The organism is Paludisphaera soli, assembly GCF_011064595.1.
GTDB classification, from domain to species: Bacteria; Planctomycetota; Planctomycetia; order Isosphaerales; family Isosphaeraceae; genus Paludisphaera; species Paludisphaera soli.
Genome location: NZ_JAALJI010000001.1, coordinates 424,288 through 444,833, shown reverse-complemented (window position 1 = coordinate 444,833; position 20,546 = coordinate 424,288). Strand labels below are relative to the sequence as shown.

Here is a 20,546-nt window from a genome sequence, read left to right as displayed (position 1 = left end):
TCGATCCGTCGCGATCGGCCGACTTCCCGCCCGAAAGAGACGGCCGGCCCTCCGGGACCGGCCCTCTTTGCATATCTCCCGCACCGCCGGCGTCCGACGCCCGCGAGGCGGGTGTGGCGGCCTCGGCCGATCCGCCCGACGAGGCGGCGAGCCCCGCGATCATTTCCACGCCCCACGACTCCGTGTCTCATCCAGGTACCTTGCATGTCTACATCGCCATTTTCGCGTAAGGTCGTCGAGCGGACGATCGGCGACCGCACCATCAGCATCGAGACGGGACGCTTCGCCAAGCAAGCCTCCGGAGCCGTCGTCGTCCGTCTGGGCGACACCATGACGCTGGTGACGGCGATGCTCGGCCCGGGCCGCGAAGGCCTGGACTTCTTCCCGCTCACCGTCGACTACCGCGAGAAGACCTACGCGGCCGGCAAATTCCCGGGCGGCTTCATCAAGCGCGAGGGTCGGCCGACCACCAAGGAGATCCTCACCTGCCGGCTGATCGACCGGCCGATCCGGCCGCTCTTCCCCGAGTGGTACCGCGACGAGGTGCAGATCCAGGCCGGCCCGATCTCCGCCGACCGCGTCAACGACCCCGACGTCCTCTCCATCTTCGGCGCGTCCGCCGCGCTGCTGCTGGCCAAGGCGGCCTTTTTCGGCCCCATCGGCGCGGTCCGCCTCGCCCGGGTCGAAGGCAAGCTCGTGGCGTTCCCCACCGTCGAGGAGGTCGCCGCCAGCGACCTCGACCTGATCGTCGCCAGCACGGCCAAGGCCGTCGTGATGATCGAGGGCTTCGCCGAAGAGCTCCCCGAGCCCGAGATGGCCGACGCCATCATCGAAGGCCACCGGATCAACCAGGAGCTCATCGCGCTGCAGTACGAGCTCCTGGAGGCCGTGGGCCTGGAGCGGCCCGACCCCCGCCCGACCCCGCCCGACGCGCTCAAGGCGCACATCCTGGAGCATTACGGCTCCCGGCTCCGCGACGCCAAGCAGATCGTGATGAAGCAGGAGCGGACCGCCACCACCAAGGCGATCCTCGAATCGATCATGGCCGACCTGATCCCGGCCGACCGCGAGGCCTTCGCCCTGCCGCCGGGCGGCCCCGGCGAGAACGCCCACACCGCCGTCCCGATCACCAAGGAGCGGCTCAAGAGCGTCTTCCACGCCGCGGAAGAGGTGGTCGTCCGCGAGCTGATCCTCAGCGGCAAGCGCCCCGACGGCCGCGGCCCCCGCGACCTCCGCGCGATCAAGTGCGAGGTCGACGTCCTGCCCCGCGCCCACGGCTCGGCCATCTTCCAGCGCGGCGAGACCCAGGCCCTCGTCACCACGGTGCTCGGCACCGGGGCCGACGAGCAGCGGGTCGACGGCATCATGGACGAGTACACCAAGAAGTTCATGCTGGACTACAACATGCCGCCGTTCTCCGTCGGCGAGGTCCGCCCCATCCGCGGCCCCGGCCGCCGCGAGATCGGCCACGGCGCCTTGGCCGAACGCTCGGTCGCCCCGATCCTGCCGCCCCCCGCCAAGTTCCCGTACACCGTCCGCGTCATCTCCGACATCCTGGAGTCCAACGGCTCCAGCTCGATGGCCTCGGTCTGCGGGGCGACCCTCAGCCTGATGGACGCCGGCGTCCCGATCAGCGACCCCGTCGGCGGCATCTCGATCGGCCTGGTCCAGGACGACGAGAGCGGCCGGCACGTCCTCCTGACCGACATCATCGGCGAGGAAGACCATTACGGCGACATGGACTTCAAGGTCGCCGGCACCCAGCGCGGCGTGACGGGCATCCAGCTCGACCTGAAGAACCACGGCATCACCGAGGACGTCATCCGCGAGACCCTCGAGCAGGCCCACGAGGCCCGCCTCGAGATCCTCCGGGCCATGCTCCGCTCCATCAAGCGGCCTCGCGAGGAGATCTCGACCAACGCCCCCCGGCTGATCCAGATCCAGATCAACCCGGACAAGATCGGCCTGCTGATCGGCCCCGGCGGCAAGACCATCCGCCGCCTCCAGGACGAGACCGGCGCCAAGATCGACATCGACGACAGCGGCGTCGTGACCCTGGCGAGCATCGACGCCTCCGGCGCCGAGGCGGCGCGGGACAAGATCCTGGCCATGACCGAGGGCGTCCAGGTCGGCCGGATCTACGAAGGCCGCGTCACCTCCATCAAGGAGTTCGGCGCGTTCGTCGAGATCCTCCCCGGCAAGGACGGCCTGGTGCACGTCACCGAGCTCTCCAGCGGCTACGTCACCAACGTCGCCGACGTCTGCCGGGTCGGCGACCCCATGCTCGTGAAGGTGATCCTGGTCGACGACCAGGACCGCGTCAAGCTGTCGCGCAAGGCGGCCCTCGCCGAGCGGGACCTGCCGGACGAATTCGCCTCGAAGACGCGCCCCGCCGGCTCCGCGGAGCGCCCCCCGCAGGGCGGCGGCGGCCCGGGCGGTCCCGGCGGACCTCCCCCGCGGCGGACCGACGGCGACCGCGGCCGGGGCGGCTACGGCGGCGATCGGGGCGGGGATCGCGGCGGACCGCGCGGCCCTCGCTGAATCGAGCGGAGCCTCGCCCGGCTCCCCCTCCACCACTCCACCCGATCCGGGGACGCTCGGGCTCACCGCCCGGGCGTCCCGCCTCACGTCATCCCCCTGGCGGCCCTTGATCGAAACATCGCCCGCGGACCGGCGGATCGAGACCATGGCCCACCCACTCGCCGGAACCGTCGTCGCACCCGCCTCGGAGCACGACGCGGCCCCTCCCTCCGGGCCCGACGTCGCTCGGCGACTCCGCGAACAGAACGCCCAGATCGCGCAACTCGCGGGCGGGCTCGCGCACGAGATCCGCAACCCGCTCTCGACGCTCTCGCTCAATCTGGACCTCCTCGCCGAGGATTTCCAGGAGGCCGAGACACCTCGCGAGCGCCGGGCCGGGGCGCGGATCGAACGCCTCAAGCACGAGGCACGGCGGCTCCAGGACATCCTGGAAAACTTCCTCCGCTTCGCCCGCCTGCAGGACCTCAAGCCTTCCGAGACCGACCTCAACGCGGTGGTCGAGGAACTTTGCGACTTCTACGAGCCTCAGGCTTCCGTCCGGGGGGTCATGGTCCGGACCCATTTCGCCCCCGATCTGCCCAAGGCCGCGCTCGACGCCGACGCCTTCAAGCAGGCCGTCCTCAACCTCATGCTCAACGCCGAACACGCCATGCCCGACGGCGGCGAGCTGATCCTGACCACCCGCCGCGACGGGCCGTTCGTCGTGCTGGACGTGATCGACACCGGCGTCGGCATGCCCGAGGAGACCCGGCTCAAGATCTTCGACCCGTTCTACTCCACGAAGAAGGGCGGGACCGGGCTGGGCCTCCCCACCACCCGGAACATCATCGAGGCGCACGGCGGTTCGATCGAGGTCCAGAGCGTCCCGAACCGAGGCTCGCGATTCTCGATCCGCCTCCCGGCCGCCGGGGCCCGGACCGCGCCGCCCCGGGCCGATCGGGCCAAGGCCCCCGTCTCCGCGCCGCCCGTCGCTCCCGGAGTGTCGAGTAAGCCCTGATGGACCAGCAGATCCGCGTCCTCGTGGTCGACGACGACGAGCCCCACGCCGAGGCCGTGGCCGAGAGCCTGGCGCGCGTGGGGTACGAGTGCGTCGTAGCGACCAGCGGCCGTGAGGGCCTCCGGCTGATCGAGGAGCAGAGCTTCGACATCATCATCTCCGACCTCATCATGGACGGGGTCGGCGGCCTGGAGATCCTCGCCAAGGCCAAGCGCGAGCTGCCCGACGCCGAGGTCGTCATCCTCACGGGCCACGGCACGATCAAGACCGCCGTCACCGCGATGCAGGCGGGGGCCACGACCTACCTGACGAAGCCGCTCGACATCGGCGAGTTGCGGACCGTCGTCGACAAGGCCTCGCAGTCCCAGCGGCTCGCCCGCTCGAACATCGAGCTCCAGAAGCAGCTCAACGAGAAGTTCGGCTTCGAAGGGGTCGTGGGCAATTCGGCGGCGATGCACACCGTCGTCGCGCGCCTGCGGCAGATCGCGCCGACGTCGGCCTCGGTGCTCATCACCGGGGAGAGCGGCACGGGCAAGGAACTCGTCGCCAAGGCCCTGCACAACAACAGCCCGAGACGCTACAAGCCGTTCGTCGCCCTCAACTGCGCCGCGCTAAGCGACAACATCCTGGAGAGCGAGCTGTTCGGCCACGTGAAGGGCGCCTTCACCGGGGCCGACCGCGAGCGCAAGGGGTGGTTTGAACACGCCAACGGCGGCACAATGTTCCTGGACGAGGTGGGCGACATCCCGCTCGGCACCCAGGTCAAGCTGCTGAGGACCCTGGAGAACGGCGAGATCGTCCGCGTCGGCACCAACGAGCCGGTGAAGGTGAACGTCCGACTGATCTCGGCGACGAATCGCGACCTCGCCGAAGGGATCGCGTCGGGGGCGTTTCGCCAGGACCTCTACCACCGCCTAAAGGTCGTCAGCGTGAAGCTCCCCCCCTTGCGCGAGCGCCGCGAGGACATCGACCTGCTGATCGACCACTTCCTCAAGGAATACACGGTCGTCCACGGCAAGAAGATCACGTCGATCACGCCCGCGGCTCGCAAGCTCCTGCGGCACTATTCCTGGCCGGGCAACGTCCGCGAGTTGAAGAACGTCGTGGAGAGCATGGTCGTCATCGACTTCGACGGCGTCGTCGACGTCGACGACCTGACCGAAGACCTCCAGTCGGGCGTGGCCGGCGCCCTGGCCGACTCCCACGAGGGGGTGGACGCTTTCATCGGCAAGTCGCTCGAAGACATCGAGAAGCACTACATCACCGAGACCCTGAAGCTGACCGCCGGCAATCGCGAGGAGGCCGCCAAGCTCCTCGGCATCGGCGAGCGGACGCTCTACCGGAAGCTCAAGGAATATGCGTCCTAGGTCGAAGACCTGGGCGGCCGGACGTCGTGGCCCGACGCCAGGATCTCCGCCTCGCGCCGCAGGTTCGCCAGCGCAACGGGATCGCGAGGCGTGAAGCGGTCGGTCAGGAAGATTCGGCCTCGTGCGAGCATCGGCCTCAGGAACAGGTCGAGGCGACCCTGGCGGAACGCCTCCTCGCCGATGACGGGAGCGTATTCACGCCGGACGCCATCGGCATAAAGGGCGTAGTCGTCCCAGCGGGCGGCGAGGATGGAGAGATCCACGTCCAGGAACGCGTCGATGCCTGCGTCTCCGGTCGTTTCGTGGCGATGCGTCGCCAGGACCATGGCCTCGGCCCGCGCCAGTATCGGCTCGGCGACCGCGCCCGTCATGAGCTGGCGGAGGGCCGCCGCGCTCTGGGCCTCGTTGTCGTCGCGCGACGGGTCGTAGACGGCGTCGTGGAAGAAGAGGGCGAGACCCGCGGCCTCGCCCTCGCGGAGCAGTGCCGGCAGGGCGCCGGCCTCGTCGAGCAGGTGGACGATGTGGCCGACGCCGTGATAATGGCGACCGGCCGCCGTGTACTGCTCGACGAGGTAGTGGTCGCCGACCGCGGTCGCGACCTCGGCGAGGCCGAGCCGGGACGCCAGGAGTTTCCAGGCGCCCCGGAATCGGTCGAGCGCGGTCATTCCTCGTCCTGCTGGTCGCGTTTGCGGAGCTGGGCGAGGACGCCGACGTCTTCCAGCGTCGAGGTGTCGCCGGTGCTCTCGACGCCGGCGGCGATGTCGCGGAGGAGCCGCCGCATAATCTTGCCACTGCGGGTCTTGGGCAGCGACTCGGTGAAGTGGATCTCGTCGGGCCGGGCGAGGGCGCCGATCTCCTTCGTGACATGGGCCCGCAGTTCCTGCTTGAGCTTGTCGCTGGGCGCCTGGCTCGTCTCCAGGGTGACGAAGCAGGCGATGCCCTGGCCCTTGATCTCGTCGGGCTTGCCTACGACGGCGGCCTCGGCGACGGCGGGGTGGCTCACCAGGGCGCTCTCGATCTCCATGGTGGAGAGCCGGTGGCCGGCGACGTTGAGGACGTCGTCCACGCGGCCGAGGATCCAGTAGTTGCCGTGCTCGTCGCGGCGGGCTCCGTCGCCGGTGAAGTATTTGCCGGGGACGTCGCTCCAGTACTGGTTCTTATACCGCTCGTCGTCGCCGTAGATGGTGCGGAGCATCGACGGCCAAGGCTTGGCGATGACCAGGAAACCGCCCTCGTTGTCGCCGACCGGCTGTCCGTCCCGGGTGACGATCTCGGGAATGATGCCCGGGAGCGGGCGTGTGGCCGAGCCCGGGATGGTCGGCGTGGCGCCGGGGAGGGGGGCGATCATGATCGCGCCGGTCTCGGTCTGCCACCAGGTGTCGACGATCGGGCAGCGGCCGCCGCCGATGACCTCGTGGTACCACATCCAGGCCTCGGGGTTGATCGGCTCGCCGACCGATCCCAGGAGGCGGAGGCTGGAGAGGTCGTGCTTCCTCGGGTGCTGCTCGCCCCACTTCATGAAGGCCCGGATGGCGGTGGGGGCTGTGTAGAGGATGGTGACCCGGTAGTCCTCGATGATCTTCCAGAAGCGGGCCTCGTCGGGCCAGTTGGGCGCGCCTTCGTACATGACGCAGGTGGCGCCCTGGGCGAGCGGACCGTAAGTCAGGTAGGAGTGGCCGGTAACCCAGCCGACGTCGGCCGTGCACCAGTAGGTGTCGTCGGGCTTGAGGTCGAAGACCCACTTGGTGGAGAGGCTCGCCTGGAGCAGGTAGCCGCCCGTGGTGTGGAGGATGCCCTTCGGCTTCCCCGTCGAGCCCGAGGTGTAGAGGATGAACAGCGGGTGCTCGCTGTCGACCGGCTCGGGGGGGCAGTCGGCCGAGGCGTTCGCCTCCAGCTCGTGCCACCAGTGGTCGCGGCCGGGGGTCCAGTCGATGTCGTGGCCGGTCCGCTTGTAGACGACCACGCCCGTGATCGTCGGGCACTCCTTCACCGCGCCGTCGGCGTTGACCTTGAGCGGGACGACCTTGCCGCGTCTCCACCCGCCGTCGGCCGTGACGAGCACCTTGGCCTTGCAGTCCTGGATGCGTCCGGCGAGGGCCTCGGAGCTGAAGCCGCCGAAGACCACGGTATGCGGGGCGCCGAGGCGGGCGCAGGCCAGGGCCGCGATCACCAGCTCGGGGATCATCGGCAGGTACAGGGCGACCACGTCCCCCTTCTTGACGCCGAGGCCCTTCAGCACGTTGGAGAACTTGCTCACCTCGCGCTGGAGGTCTTGATAGCGAAGGACGCGGCGGTCGCCCGGCTCGCCCTCGAAGATCAGCGCCGCCTTGTTCTTGTCGGGCCCCTGGCAGTGGCGGTCGACGCAGTTGTACGAGGCGTTGAGCTTGCCGCCCACGAACCACTTCGCGAATGGGGGATTCCAGTCGAGCACCTGGTCCCACTTCTGGAACCAGTCGAGCGACGAGGCCTCCTCGGCCCAGAAGGCTTCCGGGTCGGCCTTGGCCCGATCCCAGATCTCCTGATACTCGTCGAGGCTCTTGATCCCGGCGGCCTTAGCGAAGTCGGCGGGGGGCGGGAAGACCCGGGTTTCTTGAAGGACGCTCTTGATCGATCCGCCGCCGCTGGGATTCTCGGGGGCCATGCTCGCACGCTCCAGGATCGCTTGTCGACCACGGGAAAGGGGGGGGGAGCCCGGATCTTAAACCCCTTGTGAGGCCGAGTCAATCGTCCGAAGCTAGGCCCCGACGGCCTCCGCCGTCGCCTCCAGCAGGATCGCCATCTCCAGCCGCTGGAGTCGGCGGGCGAGCCTCTCCTCATCCGTCCCGGGGCGAGAGCGTGTGCATAGTTCGATCATCGCGTGCGGGTCCCAGCCCTGGGAGCCCGTCAGGCGACCCGCCCATCTCGGATTGCCGTGGGCTTCGAGCAGGGGCCCCGCATCCTCGGCCAGGGCGGGGAAGAGGGCGTGCCGGCCGACGCGACGGAACCAGTAGGCGGCGTTGCCGGGGTCGGGCTCGCGGCGATGGGCGATCCCGTGCCAGTAGGCCGAGAACCGCCGCTCGCCCAGGTCATCGGCCTCCTGCGCCGCCTCATGACTGGCCTCCCAGGCGTCGAGGATCTGAAGCAGGCCGGCCGAGAGCGTCAGCCGGATCGGACGCTGGGCCCTCGGGAGGAGCTCGGCGAGGGCTGCCTCCGTCACCGAGGCGACCAGCCCGGGTCGATCCGGCGGACGCCGGACGAGCGAGGGTCCGAGAGAGCCGTCCTCGCCGAACGCCGCGGTCGCGACCGCGGCGACGAGGTCGCGGGGATGCTCCCCGAAGACTCGCGCCGGGGTCTCCCCCGCCTCAAGACGCCGGATCGCCTCGTCGATCGGCAGGCGGGAGGCCGCCAGTATGGGGAGTCCGTCCGGGGCGAAGGTGATGCGTCGTTGGAACCCACTCACGCGGCCTCTCCGATCCGGGCCTGGGTCACAGGAAGAATTCCTTGAGGATCCGGAACACGTCCTGATAGGTGGCGAAGACCATCAGGCAGAGGACCAGGAGCAGGCCGACGTAGGTGCCGGCGATGAGCGCCGAGTCGGGCAGGGGCCGGCCGCGGACCTTCTCGGCGATGAGGAAGACCATCTGGCCGCCGTCGAGCGGGGGGATCGGCAGGAAGTTGAGCACGGCGAGGTTGATGCTGATGAAGCCCAGGAAGTTGAGGAACTCGCTCAGGCCCGACTTGGCCGCCGCGTAGGCGACGCGGCTGATGAGGATCGGCCCGCCGACGTTGGTCATGCTGACGCGGCCCGTGAAGAGGCTTCGGATCGTCGCGTACATCACGCCGACGTTCTCGACCGTCTCGTTCAGCCCCTCGCGGAGGGCGTCCGCGAAGGCCAGCGGGGGGAGGACCTTGAAGGCGTCGGAGAACGCCAGTCCGCGATCGGGGTCGAACCAGTCGGGGACGATCTCGGGCCGGAGCGAGACGACGTCGTCGCGGCCGTGCACCTTCAGGCCCAGGGCCTGGATCGGCAGGGACTGCATCAGGCTGAAGGCGAAAGGCCAGGCGGTCGTCCCGTCGTCGAACTTCAGGGTCTGCTCGCGGGGGACCAGCCAAGTTTCCGTCCCCGTCGGGGCCCCGCCCCGGGGGCGCCCGCGCGTGGCGGGGATGGTCACGGAGTCGAGCACGTCGCCGGCCTTCAGCCCCGCCTTCTCGGCCGGCGAGCCGGCGGCGACGGACTGGACGACCGGCTTGATCGGGAAGCAGATCCCCAGCCCGGGGATCTGGAAGTCCTCTGCCGGCGAGAGCTTCATGGGATTGAACGTCGGCGGGGTCGCGTCCGGGGTCACGTCGAGGGCCACGACCTCCGGGGGCTTCCCGGCCTCCTGGGCGCGCTGCACCTCGACGGTCATGGGCGAGCCGGCGTGGTCGAAGACCTCGAGGGGGAGCCGCATGGGGTCGAAGTCGTCGCGACCGTCGACCTTGACGATCCGATCGCCCGCGCGGAAGCCGGCGCCTTCGGCGGGGGAGCCCTTTTGGACGGCCCGGATCGGCTCGGCGGCGAAGCGGAGCCCCAGGTCCACGAAATGGTTCGGCGGTAGCGTGGCCTTCCGCTCTCCGGAGGCCCCCGCGACCGGCTTGCCGCTGAAGGTCCGGGCCTCCAGGACGAGGTCCAGGGGCTTGTCGCGATGGCGGGCCGCAAGCCGCTGGAAGTCTTCGTTCGTGGCCAAGGGCGCGGGGGATTCGCCGGCCGGGGCGGCGGCGAGGATCCCGAGGACCTCGGCCTCGGGAAGCTCGACCGGCCAGGGCAGGGAGGCGGGCTCGGGCGTGCCGGCCGGCGCCTGGTAGTCGACCACGTCGAGCGACGAGCCGGGCCGGACGCCGATGGTGGGCCGGTCGCTGGTCGCCTCGCGACGGGGACGGATCGGCACGACGAGGGGGGATTCGGCCCCGGCGCGCCGGATCTGGAACCGGACGATCTGGCCCTCGCTGCTGAGGTTCACGGCCTTCATCAGGTCCTGGAAGCCGATGTCGCCGCGATCGTCGATGCCGACGATGTCGTCGCCGGGCCGCAGGCCGGCCTCGAAGGCCGGCGATCCGGCGAGCACCGCGCCGACCTTGGCGGAGAGCTTCTCACGCTCCTGGCCGAAGACGTAGGCGAAGCAGGCCATGCCCAGGAGCAGGTTCATGATCACGCCGGCGGAGATGATCGCCATCCGGGCGCCGACCGACTTGTTGTTGAACGCGCGCGGGTCGCTCGCCGCGGTGGGATCCGGAGGGCCTTCGCCGGCCTCGCCCCCCTCGCCCAGCATCTTGACGAAGCCGCCGAGCGGGATCGCCGCCAGGACGTACTCGGTCTCGCCCCGCTTGAACCCGAAGATGGTTCGGCCGAAGCCGATGGAGAACTTCTCGACCTTGACCCCGTTCCACTTCGCCAGGAGGAAGTGGCCGAGTTCGTGGATGAAGATGACGAACCCGAGCCCGAGCGCGACCTTCGCGATGTTCCAGAGCCAGATCAGGGTGTCCAACGTTGCACCTCCAGGCGAGCCTTCGCGTCGACCTTCCACAGGCGGTCGAGCGTCGGGCGGGGATCGTATTCGTGATGGTCGAGCGCGGCCCGGCAGGCCCGGGCGATGTCCAGGAAGCCGATCTCGCCGCCGAGGAACCGGCCCACGGCCGCCTCGTTGGCGGCGTTCAGGGCCGCGCCGGCCGTGCCCCCCTGCTTCATGACCTCGAAGGCCAGGTCGAGCGCCGGGAAGGTCTCGCGGTCGGGCGGCTCGAAGTGGAGGGCGGACGGCCGGGTCAGGTCGAGCCTCGGCCCCGGGCACGGGTGGCGGTCGGGGTAGGTCAGGGCGTACTGGATGGGAAGCCGCATGTCCGGAGGCGAGAGCTGGGCGACCACGCTGCCGTCGACGAACTCGACCATCGAGTGGACGACGCTCTCCGGATGCACGACGACTTCGATCTGGTCGGGCTCCAGGTCGAAGAGCCAGCGGGCCTCGATCACTTCCAGGGCCTTGTTCATGAGCGTGGCGGAGTCGATCGAGATCTTGGGGCCCATGCTCCAGGTGGGATGCTTGAGGGCCATCTCGGGCGAAACGTCCTGCAGCTCCCGGCGCGTCTTGCCCCGGAAGGGACCGCCAGAAGAGGTCAGGATGACCCGCTTGACCTCGCGGCGGTCGCCGGCCTGGAGGGCCTGGAAGATGGCCGAGTGCTCGCTGTCGACTGGGAGGAGCCGCGCGTCGCGGCGACGGGCGAGGTCCATGATCAGCGGGCCGGCGACGACGAGGGTCTCTTTGTTGGCCAGCGCCACCGTCTTGCCGGCCTCGAGGGCCGCCCAGGCACCTTCCAGGCCGGCGGCGCCCACGATCGCGTCGAGCACGCGGTCGGTCGACTCGTCCTGGACCATGCGGAGGACGCCGTCGCGGCCGGTGAGGATCTCGACGTCGGTGCCGCGGAGGGCGTCTCGGACCTCGGCGACGGGCTGGTCGTCCGTCATGACGACGAATCGGGGCGAGGCCGCCCGGGCCTGCTCCGCGAGCCTTCGCCAGTTGGAGTGGGCGCTGAGGCCGTGGGCCCGCAGCCGCGCGGGGCCTTCCGAGCCGATCACGTCCAGGGCGCTGCGGCCGATCGAGCCCGTCGAGCCCAGGACCACGACTCGCGTGGTGGAATCCCCTCGCTCCATCTCCTCTCCCATTCTTTCCCGCCGTCGCGGACGCCCGCGTCGGGACGCCGTCCTCGCGACTCAAGTCGCGCCGCGCCCGATCCTTGGGCCAAACCCCCGCAGTGCCCACTAGCACTATAGGAACTCCCCCGATCGGCGACAAGGCTGCCGATCGGGGGCGCGGTCGGGGCGAGGCGGGGCCCGCTCCGGGGCCCCTGGATTGGATCAACCGACCTCGCAGCAGGCCCGGTCGCGCCGGGCCAGCTCCCGGAGCTTGGCGAGGGAGGCGTCCTGGATCTGGCGGATGCGCTCCTTGGAGACGTCGAGGATCTGGCTGACCTGGCTCAGCGAGTGGCATTCCCGCCCGTCGAGGCCGAACCGGAGCTGGACGACCAGGCGTTCGCGGGGCTTGAGTTGGTCGATGAGCGACGCCAGCCGCTCGTCGCGGTCGCGGTCGTCGACCTCGTCGGGGGGCGGGCTGCTCAGGGTGTCGATGAGGCTCCCCCGGCCCTGATCGCCCAGCGGGGCGTCCAGCGAGACGGCGGGCCGGGTGGCGGCGTGGATCTGCTTCAGGGTCGCCTCGGCGGCCTGGGAGCGGATCTTGCGGGGCTTGAGGGCGACGGCCTCGGCTTCGGCCTCATTCGAGCTCTCGGCGAGCTTCTGCAGGTGCCTCGGGTTCAGCCGGACGGGGTAGACCCCGGCCGCCACGGCCCGCTGCAAGGCTTGGCGGATCCACCAGACCGCGTACGACGCCAGTCGCGTGGTGTTCGAGACCTCGTACCGATCGATGGCCGTCAACAGGCCGCAGAAGCCCTCCTGCAGGAGGTCGGACGCCGAGAGGCCCCGGTCGCGGTAGCGTCGGGCGACATGGGCCACCAGCCGCAGGTTGGCCATCGCCAACCGGGTTCGCGTCGCGTTGTAGTTCCGGGCCACCGCCAGCAGCACGGCCTCCTCGTCGCCGACGGGCGAGCCAGGGGCCAGCACCGCCCGCACGAACTCCTGGACGTCGAAACGCTCGCCCGCCTCAGCGTCGAGGGCGGGCCCGATCCGGCGGGCCGAGGCTTCGGCCGCGAGGAGCAGTCGCTGCTCGTGAAGTTCCAGGAGCAGCCCACGCTCCTCTTCCGGCGTCAAAACGCGGACGTCCGCGCGACCGAGCAGGGCTGGGTTGGAGAGATCGTCGTTGCGAGACCGTTCGGCGGAGATCATATCCCACGTTCCTTTCCCGACCCGATCGGCGGGTCGCGTCGTGCCGCCTCGACGCGCCCGGGCCCTCGGCCCGACCGAGCCGCGGGCGCCCCCCGATCGGGGCGGGCCGCGTGCGCGGACGGGGCCGTCGCGTCGGCTAGGGACGCGAGGGGGCCCGGCGACGCCGGACGCATCGGAAAGCGCTCGTTAGAAGAAGGACGATGTATCGATGAGGGGAGCCGAGGCGGGCGGCCGACTCATCTTTGGTGGATCATCCGCGAACGCCGAAGTTTCGCGAATGCGGCATCGATCGCGATCGGCGCGAGGACCGGCCGACGCTTCGGGAGGAGGAAGAAGAGGGCGACCGAGGCCGCGTCGATCCGATACGAGAGCCCGGCGACCAGGCGGCCGATCGACCGGCCCGCCTCCTGGAACCCGGAGACCCCCGCCAGGACGACCCGGCGGCAGAGTGGATGAGGGCGGGACGAAGCGGATCCGAAGAAACCCCGGGGCCGGCTTCGGCGATCAGCGGTCCGACTCGGGTTTTCCATGGCTCGACCTCCGTCCGTATGATAGAGAGGGTGAAAAGAGTCGACCGACCCTTCTCCCCTCGACTCAATTACGAGCGAAGTCGCCGATCGTCACAGTCGACGCGCCGTTTTTTCGCCTCGACGTGCCGCCGGGAAGCCCCGAATGCTCGGAAATCGGCCGTCCTGAAACGACTTACGTCAAGGAGTCGGACCTTGGACCCCGGCGATCCGAACGTCAAACTCTCCGAATTGCTGACCCAGACGACCCTCCTGTACGAGGCCCAGCACGGGACCCCCGAAGAGGCCGACCTGGCGAAACAGCTCCTGATGCTTCGCTACTCCGGGGCCGTCCATCGGTATCTGATCAAGGCGCTCGGCGACGCCGAGGCCGCTAAGGACCTGAACCAGGAATTCTCCCTCAAGTTCCTGGAGGGCCGGTTCCGCCAGTTCGACCGCAGCCGGGGCCGTTTCCGCGACTACCTGAAGCGGTCGCTCCACAACCTGATGGTCGACTACTACCGGAAGCGGAACGTCGTCGATCAGCTCGACACGGCGTCCGGAGAGGCAATCGTCGGCCACGACGACCTGGCGGACTTCGACGAGCAGTTCCTCCAGAGCTGGCGCAAGGACCTCATGGAGCGAGCCTCGAACTCGCTCCGGGAGCACGAGTCCAGCACCGGGCAGCCCTTCTGGGAGGTCATGCGGCTCCGCCTGGCCAACCCCGACATGCGCTCGCCGGAGCTGGCGTCGGAGCTGGCGCAGCGGATCGGCCGGCCGATGTCGGCGGGGAACCTCCGCCAGATCCTCCACCGCGCCCGCGACAAATTCACGGAGTTCCTCGTCGAGGAGGTCCGCATCTCGCTCAAGAGCCCCACCCGCGACGAGGTCGAGGAGGAACTCGGGGACCTTCGGCTGCTGGAGTTCTGCAAGCCCTCGCTCGACCGGATGAGATTCGACTGACGCTCAGCGGGCCCGCTCGGATCCTGCGATCGCCTTCTCGATCGCCGGCGCGAACAGGTCGGCCATCCGCATGAAGCCCAGGTCGGTCGGGTGCGAGCCGTCCACGGTCGCCTCGCCGTCGTCGCCGAGTTGCGGGCTACCGTCCAGGTAGCCGAGGCCAGCGACCCCCTCGTCCAGCAGCTTCTGATAGGCCACCTTGAACGCCGCTCGGCTCGTCTCATTGCGTTTGCGATGAGCCTTCAGGAAGGTCGAGTCCGTGTAGGAACGATCCTCCACGAGCAGGATCGGGACGTCGGTGCGGGCCTTGCGGATGGTCTTCACGAGCGGCCCGGTGCGCTCGGCGACCATCTCGGCGGTCATGTTCGGCAGGCAGTCGATCACGAAGACGGCCGCGTCGATCTCGACGAGCAGGTCGGCGATGGATCGGTCCATGGTGCCGTTGCCGCTGAAGCCCAGGTTCACCACCGGGCGATCGAGCCGACGGCCGATGATCGCCGGGTGCACCATGCCCGGCCTCGACGCACAGCCGCCGTGGGTGATCGACGTGCCGTAGAAGACGATCGGCCGGGCCGATTCCGGCTTGCGCGGGTCGGCCGGGCGGAGCTCGGCGCCGGTGGGGACGCCCACCTCGACCGACGAGACGCCGTTGTACAGCGGCAAGTACAGCAGATACTCGCGACTCCCCGGATCGAGCCCCTTCGCGAGCGACTTCGTGTTCGACTTCTCGGTCGGCTGCCCCACGGCGACCCAGCGCCACTTGCCGTCGCCGTCGCGGGCGTACAGGTCGACCCCGCTGACGCCCGTGGCGGGCATGTGGGCCATCGCCAGCCGGTCCTTGTTCAGCGTCCAGCGCGCCTGGATCTCGGTCGCGTCGGTGACGAAGCGGACCGCGATCCCCGCCGAATCCCTCGACAGATTCCAGACCGGGGGTCGGACCACCCCTTCGGCCTTCGCCGGCAGGCGGTCGAACGGGGACTTGAGGTCGGACTCCTTCCAGACCTGACCCTCGATCGTCAACGTGCGGACGTCGCGCCAGGCGATAGGCTCCTCGGCGGCGACCCGGGCCGCGAGGAGCAGGGGGATGCACAGGAGGACCAGCGGCTTCAATCGAGGAAGTGCCATCGGTGGCTTTCGACTCCACGGATCGGTTCATCGGCGAGAAAGCGGCCGAGGGGCCGGACGTTGCGATGTTAGCTCGCTCGGCCATGCCGTGCCACCGGCCGACGGCCCAGACCGTGGGCGGCCGCAGGCTCGATTGACAGGTTTCGGGGTTCCCGCTACAGTCCCGCCGCACGTCGCGTCCGCAGGGCGACGACGGGTGGACGAGACAACTTGAGAAGGCATCGGCGAGTCATTCGCCCCGTTCGACGACTGCGGTCCAGGCGCGTGTTCGGGCGATCCCAAGGACGGTGAACGCATTCCGGCACGTGTCACATTTTGACGGGCGAGGGTGAATCATGGACGATGTCCCCGCCGGTCCGGCGAGCGCGGGGCCGGGGAGGCCGTCGCTTTCCGTCGTCGTTCCCGTCCACAACGGGGGCGTCGACTTCGAGCGATGCCTCCGCCGGCTTCGTGAATCGACCTGGGCCGACTATGAGCTGCTCGTCGTCGACGACGGCTCGAACGACGGATCGGGACCCCTGGCCGAGCGTCACGGGGCGTCCGTGCTGCGCCACGCCCGGCCGCTCGGACCCGCCGCCGCGCGGAATTACGGGGCGGAGAAGGCGACGGGCGACCTGATCTTCTTCCTCGACGCCGACGTCGCCGTCCACCCGGACACGATCGACCGCGGCCTGGCGAGGTTCCAGGAAGACCCCGACCTCACCGCCCTCTTCGGCTCGTACGACGACCGGCCGCTCGCGCCGGGGCTGCTCAGCCGGTTTCGCAACCTGCTGCACCATTACGTCCACCAGCAGGGCGAGTTCGTCCGCGACGCCCGACCGGCCCACACGTTCTGGACCGGCTGCGGCATGATCCGACGCGCGGCGTTCCTGGAATTCGGCGGCTTCGACCCCCGGCTCTACGCCCGGCCGTCGATCGAGGACATCGAGCTGGGCTACCGCCTGACCCGCGCCGGCCGGAAGATCCTGCTGGCCCGCGACGTCCAGGCGACCCACATGAAGCGCTGGACCCTGTTCGAGGTCGTCCGCACGGACGTCTTCCGGCGCGGCGTGCCCTGGATGCTCCTGATCAAGCGGAGCGGGACCGTCGAGACCGACCTGAACGTCCAGGTCGGCCAGAAGCTCTCGGTCGCCGCCACCGGCGGGCTCTTGCTGGCGACCGCGGCGATCCCGCTCGCCCCCTGGTCGGCCCTCGCCGCGCTCGCCTGCGGCGGCGTGGTGCTGGGCCTGAACCGGGGCCTGTACCGGTTCCTCGGCCGCCGTCGCGGGGTGGGGTTCGCGGCGGTCTCGTTCCCGCTGCACCTGCTTTATTTCGTCTGCTGCGGCGTCTCGGTCGTGATCGCCCTGACGCGATGGTACGCGATCGACCGGGCGGCCCGCCCGGTCGCCGAGGGCCGCGTCGACCGCGGCGGACGGCCCATTCCCCCGCCGACCTTGGTTCGGCTGGCACGGAGGCTCCAGCGATGGACGACGCGATCAAGGTAGCCGTGGTCCAGGGGGACCGCCGACGCGGGGCCGTGGCGCAGGCGCTCGCCCTGATCGCCGACGACGTGCGGGCCGCCGTGCAGCCTTACGGCTCCGCGACGATCGTCCCCACGCTCGACGAGCTGGGTCGCGGTTGGGCCTCCACCGACCACGACACCCTCTCGGCGACCGTCGACGCGCTCATCGCCTCGGGGGCGCGATCGCTCGACGTCGTCGCCGGCAAGTTCGACGCCCGTCCGTCGGCCTCGACGTGCTACGAACGGCTGGGCTACCTCGCCGAGACCTCGGGCAGGCCGGTCGCGTATCACGACCTCGATTCCGAGCCCGACGCCTGGACGCCGCGTCAGGCCGTCGTCGGCGGTCGGGCGGAGACCCTCCGCCTCTCGTCGCGGGCCGTCGCCGCGGGCTGCCGCGTGTCGCTGGCCGTGGCGCGGACGGACGGGACGTTTCGGCTCGGGCTGGGCCTTCCCGCGATGGCGGCCGTCCTGCAGCGCGACGACCGCAAGGGCTTCGAGGCCGGGATGTTGGCGCGTCGGGTCCCGTCCCGGCTGGTCCCGGCTTGCAGCGTCCTGGAGACCTGGCGGGGCCGGCTGGCCCGCGCCTGGCTCGCCGTCCGCTCGGTCGACGGCGGGATGCGGCTGACCGGGGCCGAGCGGAGGAGTCTCGACCGGATCGAGCGCGCGACCGAGCGGCTGTCGGCCGTGGCGGCGATCGCACCCCCTCGCATCAGCCTGATCGACGGCTTCTCGGGCATGCACGGCCAGGCGCCCCGGCTCGGGACGAGCCTGCGGCTGGGGACGGTGATCGCCGGCACCGACCCCGTGGCGGTCGACGCGGTGGCCGCGGCCATCATGGGGTTCGACCCGCTCGACGTCGCCTACCTCCGTCGGGCCCAGGCGGCCGGGCTCGGCGTGGCCGACCTCGCCGCCATCACGATCGTGGGCGAGCCCTGGTCGCAGGTCCGCCGGAATTGCCGCCGCCACGCGTCGGATCGGCTGCTGCGACTCGTCCAGGGCGCGTCCGTCGCCGAGGCGACGGCCAGCCCCGGACCTCATTTCCGTTCCCGTCGCCGCAAGGCGAGGTTGCGTCGGTCCTCCCGCGCCTGACCGAGCCGAAACCGGCCGGACACGAAGCGCCGAACCCTGGAGCCTTCCGAAGATGCGCCTTGGATTCGACGGAAGCTGTCTGGCCAACCGCCGGGGATTCGGCCGGTTCGCCCGACGCCTGCTCGCGGCCCTCGCACCGAAGGCGGCCGAGCAGGGGCACGAGGTCGTCGTGATCCTCGACGCCCAGTCGGCCGGGACCGTCGACCTGCCCGAATCGGTCGTCCCGCGGATCGTCGGCGTGCGCGAGGCCCCCGGCGAGGCGGCCTCGGCCCGGGGCCGTCGCGGGCTGTCCGACATGCTCGCGATGGGGAGGGCGGCCTCGCGGGCGAAGCTCGACCTGATGTACTTTCCCGCGACCTACAGCTTCTATCCGGTTTGGGGCGTCCCCCGCGTCGTCGTCACGATGCACGACACGCTGACGATGGAGCACCCCGAACTGGTCTTCCCGACCCGTCGCGGCCGGGCCGCCTGGTGGCTCAAGGAGTGGGTCGCGCGACGGTCGTCGGACCGGATCGTGACCGTCTCGGAGACCTCGAAGCGATTCCTGATGGAGCGGCTGCGGCTCGACGCCGACCGCATCCGCGTCGTCGGCGAGGCGGCCGATCCGGTGTTCCGGCCGATCCGCGACCAGGAGGCCGCGGACGCGGCGCTGGCCCGGCACGGCGTCGGGGCCGGTTCCCGGTTCTTGCTCTACGTCGGCGGCCTGAGCCCGCACAAGAACCTGCCGAGGCTGGTCGAGGCGTTCGCGGCGTCGGCCCCGGACGACGTGACCCTCGTCCTGACGGGGGACTTCCACGACGTTTTCCACACCCACGTCCCGGAGATCCGCGCCGCGATCACGCGGCACCGGCTCGACGGTCGCGTGATCCTCCCCGGTTTCGTGCCCGACGAGGACCTGGCGGCCCTCTACGGTCGGGCCTACGCCCTGGTCTTTCCATCACTGCTGGAGGGCTTCGGCCTCCCGGCGGTCGAGGCGATGGCCTGCGGGACGCCGGTGGTCGCCAGCCGGGCGGGCTCGCTCCCCGAGGTCGTCGGCGACGCCGGGCTGTTCTTCGACCCGCTCGACGTCACCGACATGACCCGCGCGCTCGGCGCGATCCTGGGCGATCCGGGCCTGCGCGGATCGCTCGCCGCCGCCGCCCTGCGACGGTCCGCGAGCTTCGACTGGGGCCGCTCGGCGACCTCTCTCCTGGCCTACTTCGACGAGTTGGTGCCGGGCGGACGTCCCGAGTCGGGGGCCGGCCGTTCCCGGGGCCCGCGCCGGACCTCCAGGGGGGCGGGCGGGGAACTGGGGTTGAATGAAATCCCTCGGGATGCGCAACTAATCCGTTCGCCAGTCCGGGGGGGAGAGTCGCGACGATCTGGTTGATTGCGAACTAGGATTGAAACGAACCTCATGGAGTCGACCGCCTTGTTACCCACCCTCATCTTCTACGCGGCGTTCGCGATCGGCGAGGCGGTCTGCCTGGCGGTCGCGATCAACGTCACGCACGGCTACCCCTGGCGCGTCCGCTGGATCGAGAAGGCGACGCTGGTCGTCCTCGCCGCGTGCGGGCTCGTCTCCTTCGAGCTGACTCGCCGCTACTGGATGGTCCCGGTCTCGGAATGGCCCCCGCTGCTGATCGCCTTCGCCGCCGCCTGCTGCCTCGCCGCGATGGTCGGGCTTCCCGCGGCCACCTTCGCCCGGTCGCGGCGGGCCCGGTCCTGGCGGGAGATCCCGCGTGAGCGTCGCGACGCCCTGCAAGACGCCCCGCGCGGGGAGTTCATAGGCGACGGCTCGTATTCCTGGATGTTGAAGCTGCCGGGCAACAGGTCGCTGAGCCTGGAGACCCACGACTGGTCGGTGACCTTCCCGCAGCTACCGGCCGAGATGGACGAGATATCCATCCTGCACCTCACCGACCTGCATTTCTCCCGCGCCTACGACCGCCGCTATTTCGAGGCGGTTTGCGACGTCGCGGCCGACATGCCGTCGGACCTGGTCTTCGTGACCGGCGACCTGATCGACGACGACGCGTGCATCGAATGGATCGCGCCCTTGCTCGAACGCCTGCCGGGCCCGCTGGGCCGGTTCGCGATCCTGGGCAACCACGACCATCACAACGACATGGAGCGGATCGCCGCCGCGGTGGCCGCATCAGGGTTCACGGTCCTCGACGGCGAGGTCGCGACGATCGACGTCAACGGCCGCAAGCTGGCCGTCGGCGGGACGTGCGCCCCCTGGGGCCCGGACATCCCCGACGAGGCGGTCCCCCAGGCCGACTTCTCGATGCTCCTCAGCCACACCCCCGACCGGGTGTACAAGTCGGCGCGCCAGGGCTGGGATTTCATCCTCTCCGGCCACAACCACGGCGGCCAGATCCGACTCCCCGTCGTCGGCCCCATCCTGATGCCCAGCCTCTACAGCCGACGGTTCGAGCACGGCTTCTTCCGGGTGCCGCCCTCGCTGATGTACGTCAGCCAGGGCGTCGGCGCCAAGCATCCGATCCGCTATGGCTGCACGCCGGAAATCAGCCGCTTCACCCTCGTCCGCGCGGCCTCCCAGACGCCTCGCGACCAGGCCGCCCCGGCCCGCGAATCGGTCGGCGCCTGACGGAGGCGCGTCGTACGAGCG

At 70.2% G+C, this 20,546-nt stretch carries 15 protein-coding genes; 8 read left to right on the top strand and 7 right to left on the bottom strand.

Annotated features, from left to right (window positions below; translation table 11 throughout):
• Positions 1-204: 204 nt before the first annotated feature.
• The 3 genes from G6O68_RS01560 (at position 205) to G6O68_RS01550 (ending at position 4,905) form a co-directional block, all read left to right on the top strand.
• Positions 205-2,541, top strand: a complete 2,337-nt coding sequence (locus G6O68_RS01560) for a polyribonucleotide nucleotidyltransferase (protein ID WP_165244064.1) — start codon at positions 205-207, stop codon at positions 2,539-2,541.
• 145 nt (positions 2,542-2,686) lie between these two features.
• Positions 2,687-3,538 carry a two-component system sensor histidine kinase NtrB gene (locus G6O68_RS01555; protein WP_165244063.1) on the top strand — a complete coding sequence of 284 codons (852 nt, stop codon included), beginning with the start codon at positions 2,687-2,689 and terminating at the stop codon, positions 3,536-3,538.
• The gene (locus G6O68_RS01550) at positions 3,538-4,905 is read left to right on the top strand and encodes a sigma-54-dependent transcriptional regulator (protein WP_165244062.1); all 1,368 of its coding nucleotides are present in this window, start codon (positions 3,538-3,540) and stop codon (positions 4,903-4,905) included. Before G6O68_RS01555 ends, G6O68_RS01550 begins: the two co-directional genes overlap by 1 nt.
• Here G6O68_RS01550 and G6O68_RS01545 read toward each other — a convergent pair.
• The 6 genes from G6O68_RS01545 to G6O68_RS01520 form a co-directional block, all read right to left on the bottom strand.
• Positions 4,902-5,570: an HD domain-containing protein gene (locus tag G6O68_RS01545; protein WP_165244061.1), complete on the bottom strand. Its 669-nt coding sequence runs from the start codon at positions 5,568-5,570 to the stop codon at positions 4,902-4,904. The genes G6O68_RS01550 and G6O68_RS01545 overlap by 4 nt on opposite strands.
• Entirely contained in the window at positions 5,567-7,546 is a 1,980-nt protein-coding gene (gene acs, locus G6O68_RS01540; protein ID WP_165244060.1) for an acetate--CoA ligase, read from the bottom strand. The genes G6O68_RS01545 and acs overlap by 4 nt, the downstream gene beginning before the upstream one ends.
• Before the next feature lie 93 nt (positions 7,547-7,639).
• The gene (locus G6O68_RS01535; RefSeq protein WP_165244059.1) at positions 7,640-8,344 is read right to left on the bottom strand and encodes a hypothetical protein; all 705 of its coding nucleotides are present in this window, start codon (positions 8,342-8,344) and stop codon (positions 7,640-7,642) included.
• Between the two features lie 25 nt (positions 8,345-8,369).
• The gene (locus tag G6O68_RS01530) at positions 8,370-10,409 is read right to left on the bottom strand and encodes a site-2 protease family protein (protein ID WP_165244058.1); all 2,040 of its coding nucleotides are present in this window, start codon (positions 10,407-10,409) and stop codon (positions 8,370-8,372) included.
• Positions 10,397-11,566: a 1-deoxy-D-xylulose-5-phosphate reductoisomerase gene (locus G6O68_RS01525; RefSeq protein ID WP_165244057.1), complete on the bottom strand. Its 1,170-nt coding sequence runs from the start codon at positions 11,564-11,566 to the stop codon at positions 10,397-10,399. The genes G6O68_RS01530 and G6O68_RS01525 overlap by 13 nt, the downstream gene beginning before the upstream one ends.
• Positions 11,567-11,770: 204 nt before the next feature.
• Positions 11,771-12,751: a sigma-70 family RNA polymerase sigma factor gene (locus G6O68_RS01520; protein ID WP_165244056.1), complete on the bottom strand. Its 981-nt coding sequence runs from the start codon at positions 12,749-12,751 to the stop codon at positions 11,771-11,773.
• Positions 12,752-13,473: 722 nt separating this feature from the next.
• Here G6O68_RS01520 and G6O68_RS01515 point away from each other — a divergent pair.
• Complete coding sequence (locus tag G6O68_RS01515; protein ID WP_165244055.1) at positions 13,474-14,220, top strand: RNA polymerase sigma factor; 747 nt, start codon at positions 13,474-13,476, stop codon at positions 14,218-14,220.
• A 3-nt stretch (positions 14,221-14,223) separates the two neighbouring features.
• Here G6O68_RS01515 and G6O68_RS01510 read toward each other — a convergent pair whose 3' ends face one another.
• Positions 14,224-15,342: an SGNH/GDSL hydrolase family protein gene (locus tag G6O68_RS01510; RefSeq protein WP_165244053.1), complete on the bottom strand. Its 1,119-nt coding sequence runs from the start codon at positions 15,340-15,342 to the stop codon at positions 14,224-14,226.
• A 335-nt stretch (positions 15,343-15,677) separates the two neighbouring features.
• On the opposite strand from G6O68_RS01510, the gene G6O68_RS01505 reads away from it, so the two are divergent.
• From G6O68_RS01505 to G6O68_RS01490, 4 genes are read left to right on the top strand one after another with little or no spacing between them, the layout of a single operon-like run.
• The gene (locus G6O68_RS01505) at positions 15,678-16,826 is read left to right on the top strand and encodes a glycosyltransferase family 2 protein (RefSeq protein ID WP_165244051.1); all 1,149 of its coding nucleotides are present in this window, start codon (positions 15,678-15,680) and stop codon (positions 16,824-16,826) included.
• Positions 16,805-17,932 (top strand): DUF362 domain-containing protein, encoded by a 1,128-nt coding sequence (locus G6O68_RS01500; RefSeq protein WP_165244049.1) that lies wholly within the window; start codon positions 16,805-16,807, stop codon positions 17,930-17,932. Before G6O68_RS01505 ends, G6O68_RS01500 begins: the two co-directional genes overlap by 22 nt.
• A gap of 52 nt (positions 17,933-17,984) precedes the next feature.
• On the top strand, positions 17,985-19,301 hold the full coding sequence (locus G6O68_RS01495; RefSeq protein WP_165244047.1) for a glycosyltransferase family 4 protein: 1,317 nt from the start codon (positions 17,985-17,987) through the stop codon (positions 19,299-19,301).
• A gap of 42 nt (positions 19,302-19,343) precedes the next feature.
• On the top strand, positions 19,344-20,525 hold the full coding sequence (locus tag G6O68_RS01490; RefSeq protein WP_165244045.1) for a metallophosphoesterase: 1,182 nt from the start codon (positions 19,344-19,346) through the stop codon (positions 20,523-20,525).
• The last annotated feature ends 21 nt before the right edge of the window (positions 20,526-20,546 follow it).